Source organism: Flavobacterium sp., from assembly GCF_025352015.1.
Lineage (GTDB): Bacteria > Bacteroidota > Bacteroidia > Flavobacteriales > Flavobacteriaceae > Flavobacterium.
Window position 1 is genome coordinate 1 of sequence record NZ_JANXUG010000001.1, and the last position, 3,981, is coordinate 3,981.

3 protein-coding genes are annotated in these 3,981 nt (G+C 30.1%); all 3 read right to left on the reverse strand.

Features of this window, described 5'->3' with window-relative positions:
- Positions 1-141: 141 nt before the first annotated feature.
- Positions 142-1,602, reverse strand: a complete 1,461-nt coding sequence (locus tag Q0Q96_RS00005) for an MBOAT family O-acyltransferase (RefSeq protein ID WP_293870021.1) — start codon at positions 1,600-1,602, stop codon at positions 142-144.
- 19 nt (positions 1,603-1,621) lie between these two features.
- On the reverse strand, positions 1,622-2,740 hold the full coding sequence (locus tag Q0Q96_RS00010) for a polysaccharide (de)acetylase (RefSeq protein ID WP_293870023.1): 1,119 nt from the start codon (positions 2,738-2,740) through the stop codon (positions 1,622-1,624).
- A gap of 17 nt (positions 2,741-2,757) precedes the next feature.
- Positions 2,758-3,981: EpsG family protein (locus tag Q0Q96_RS00015; protein WP_293870025.1), on the reverse strand; the 1,224-nt coding region annotated here is incomplete at its 5' end.

Sequence of the window (3,981 nt, forward strand, 5' to 3'; positions counted from 1 at the left end):
GTTTTTAAAATTTGAAATATCGTATACTTTTTTAAAATTTGAATTAAAATTTAATAGCAGCACTAAATATAAAGTATTTAATAAAATTATTAATGCAAGAAACAAAAAACACTTTTTAATAAACTTGCTCATCATTAAAAATTAAAATTGAAAATAAATAAAGTTATTTTGTTTACCTCCAAAAAGTAAAATAAAAACAACAATAACGGCATAAATTGACCATCTTTTGACCGTATTTCGCATTGTAGCTTGATTAAATTGAAGACCAAATTGTTTATCGCGGTGCATCCACTCTGTGATGATTAAAAGTCCAACCATCAAGCAATGAATTATGAAGTAAATCATGTCGTTTTTACCCAGAAAATTAGGTGTTTGAAATAAACTTTTAGAAAAAATTTTATTTAGAATAGCAAATGCTTGTGATATAGTATCAGATCTGAAAAATATCCAAGCGATAACGGTTAGAAAAAAAGTGAGCGAAATTTGAAAAAATTCTTTGAGGGATGGAAAATAGTTATGCGTTGGGATTACTTCTAAATAATTTCTGTTTTTATTTAACAATAACAAAGGAATAAAATACAGCGCATTGAGTAAACCCCAAGCCATAAAAGTCCAATTGGCACCATGCCAAAATCCGCTAACTAAAAAGATTATAAAAGTGTTTCTTATCTTCATCCATGTTCCTCCTTGACTTCCACCTAGAGGAAAATAGAGATAATCTCTAAACCAAGTTGACAGTGATATGTGCCATCTTCTCCAAAATTCAGCAATATCTCGAGAGAAATAGGGAAAAGCAAAATTTCGTAATAATTCTATTCCAAACAAACGGGAAACTCCTAAAGCAATATCTGAATATCCAGAGAAATCCCCATAAATTTGAAAAGTGAAAAATAATGCTCCAATAAATAAGCTACTTCCATTGTGCTCGCCACTGGCATTAAAAATAGTGTTTGCATATGTGGCACAATTATCTGCAATAACAATTTTTTTAAATAATCCCCAAAGAATTTGTCGTAAACCATCTGCTGCTTTATCATAATCGAAGGCTCTTGCTTTTTTAAATTGAGGTAACAAATGAGTAGCTCTTTCTATAGGACCCGCTACTAACAACGGAAAATAACTGACAAAAACTGCATAATCTACAAAGTTTCTTTCAGCAATTATTCTTTTTTTATATACATCAATAATATATGAAAGTCCATGAAATGTATAAAAAGAAATTCCTACTGGGAGGATTACTTTTAATGTCCAAGGATTTATTACTATACCTGCATTGGCAATAGCATTTGTCAATTCGGTAACAAAAAAATTATAGTATTTAAAGAAACCTAAAAATCCTAAATTGATTCCAATACTTAAGACCAACCAAAACTTGCTGTGTGCATTTGTTTTGGACTGCTCAATTTTAAGTCCAGAAAAATAGTCTAGAAATGTGGAAAAAAACAATAAAAACAAAAAACGCCAATCCCACCATGCATAAAAAATATAACTAGCTAGTAAAATTAAAAGGTTTTGCTTACTAATGCTTTTTGGGAACACAAACCAATAGAGTATTAAAACTATTGGCAGAAATAAAGCAAATTCTAAAGAGTTAAATAACATTTATGAAACTATTTTGTTTTTAATTACTTAAGCTAAAGTCCGATAACTGATCTGTTGTTACAAATCTAACTTCTGGCCATTTTTTTACAATTGCTTTAAGCAAATTATTTAAATCTTTCAATCCTCGATCTCCATTTTTGGGATTGATGAAACCCACAAAGTTAATTCGATGAGAACATATTATTGCAGGCTTTGAAAACAAAAATGCCGCTTGTATTTGAGCTAAACAACTGTTTACCCAATCTTTTTGAGGTAACATGCTTGGTTCAAAAAAACAATTTCTAATGTTGTAACGCAAACCGTTTTGTGATTCTCCAAAACTATGTTTTATGTACTGATATTCATTAAAAACTCCCGTTGGTTGCAGTTGTGAACGCAGACCCTGAATCCATTTTATACCTTGACTAGCTAAAAAAGGTTCAAGTTTTGTATCCCAATTATAACAAGGCGCAATAAAACTTTTGGATCTAAATCCAAAATGCTCTTCAAAGATTTGCAATCCTTCTGAAATGATGCATTCGTGTTGCTTTGTATCCTCTTTAATATCCCAATCATAGGCTTCCATGAAGCTGTAATCGTCTTTACCAGAAAAAGTTGTTTGCTGTTCAAAAGAAGATACTATTGCATCGTTATTTGATTGCAATGCTTTCATCCAACGTTTAACATTTAGATGTTCTCTCCCGTGAAATTGCGGATAAAATACACCATTATTAATTGCTTGTTTCCATAGCTGAAAATTATTTTTATGGTTTGGATATCGTTTTAAGGTTTCGGTAAAAGATTCCCAATAATACTGTTGAAAATCATGCTCTTTTATCTTTACAAAATCAGGGTTTGCCATGATACAATTTGCAGTAATTACAGCTGGCTTACCATCGCTACCTTTGTAAGCTTGCAAAACGTTAAATAATTTTTCTAAATCGTCTTGAGATGCTAATGCATCATTTTTATAAATACTATTGGCAATTGCAAAACCTTTTTTTTCAAAATAGGTAATCACTTCTTTTGAAGGTGTTCTAATTGCTCCCCAGTCGTCAGACTCAATGATAATAAATTTTTCTTTTATTGAATGCCCGTTCCTGTTGATGTCAGCAGCAGCAGCAAACGATTTTAAATAAGAAATTGTTTTAAAAGACATTATTAATCCAGTTTTACTTATTTAAATAAATCAATAAGAGGTTGATTTACATTGGTTAAAAAAACTACTATTGGATTAGTTAGTGTTGTAACGTTAAAATAATCAAATGATAATCTGATAGAAATGATACAAAACAAAACTAATAGCGGTGAAAATAATCTAGCACTTTTGCCAATAATGCTTTCTTTACTATTTGTTACTACAATAAATGAGGTTGCCAACGAAAACAAGAAGGCTACATTCAAGAAACGACCACCTGATGGAAGCAAACTCAAAATATTGGCTATGGCCAAAAATAGTAGTGAGAATCCCAATAAATTTCGAGTTTTTGAGGTTAAATTTCCTTTGAAAAATAAAATAGAAATAAATATTACAGTAAAATAAGTTAATATTTTTTTATAGTACAAAATATACCAATTTGCAGCAACACCTATTTTTTCATATCCTTCGATATAATCCTCATTAAAATAGGTTTTAACTTTTGGCAACAAAAAATCTGGTAGGTTTGTCTCAAGCATATTTCTAATAAAATCTACATTAAGTTCGGCAATAAAAAAACTTGCTATATAAAAGATGTAAAGAAATCTAAAATTTAATCGAACCAGGCTGTAAGCTATTAAAAGTACCACAGGGATAACAAAGGAGAAGTGGAATAAAATACTTGTTGCAGCAATAAGTAATCCTTTTTTCTTGTTATGAAATAAATATAAAAACCCGCCATAAAAGAAAACATGGGCTGCAGTCCACATCCGAACTCCGTTCACTGTCCAAAATCCCACAACCAAACTAAAGCATGCAATCAAAAGATATTGTTCCCAAGATAATTTTCCTTTTGATTGATTTAATACCGACCAAATATTATTTGCATAAAAGTAACCGAATACTAAACCAAAAAATAAAAATAGAATATTTCCGTTATCTGTAAAAATTGAGAAAATAAATGTGACCAAAATTACATAAATATCTACCTGACCTCCTTCTTGAGTGTACAAACTATTTTGAATAGTTTCATAATCTTTATTACTATCGTACATTACCTCAAGATTCTGAATATATCGAGCGCTATCTACGGTATCGCTTTTAACCATTGATAATCCAAAAAAAGCTACAAATGCAATAATCGTTGGTTTTGCCCATGAACTTCTATAGTTTTTTATGGCATTTATAAAACCTAAAAAAGGAAACATTATAAAATAAAAAAAGGCATTTTTCATTAGGACAGTAAAGCTAAAAATTGTGAA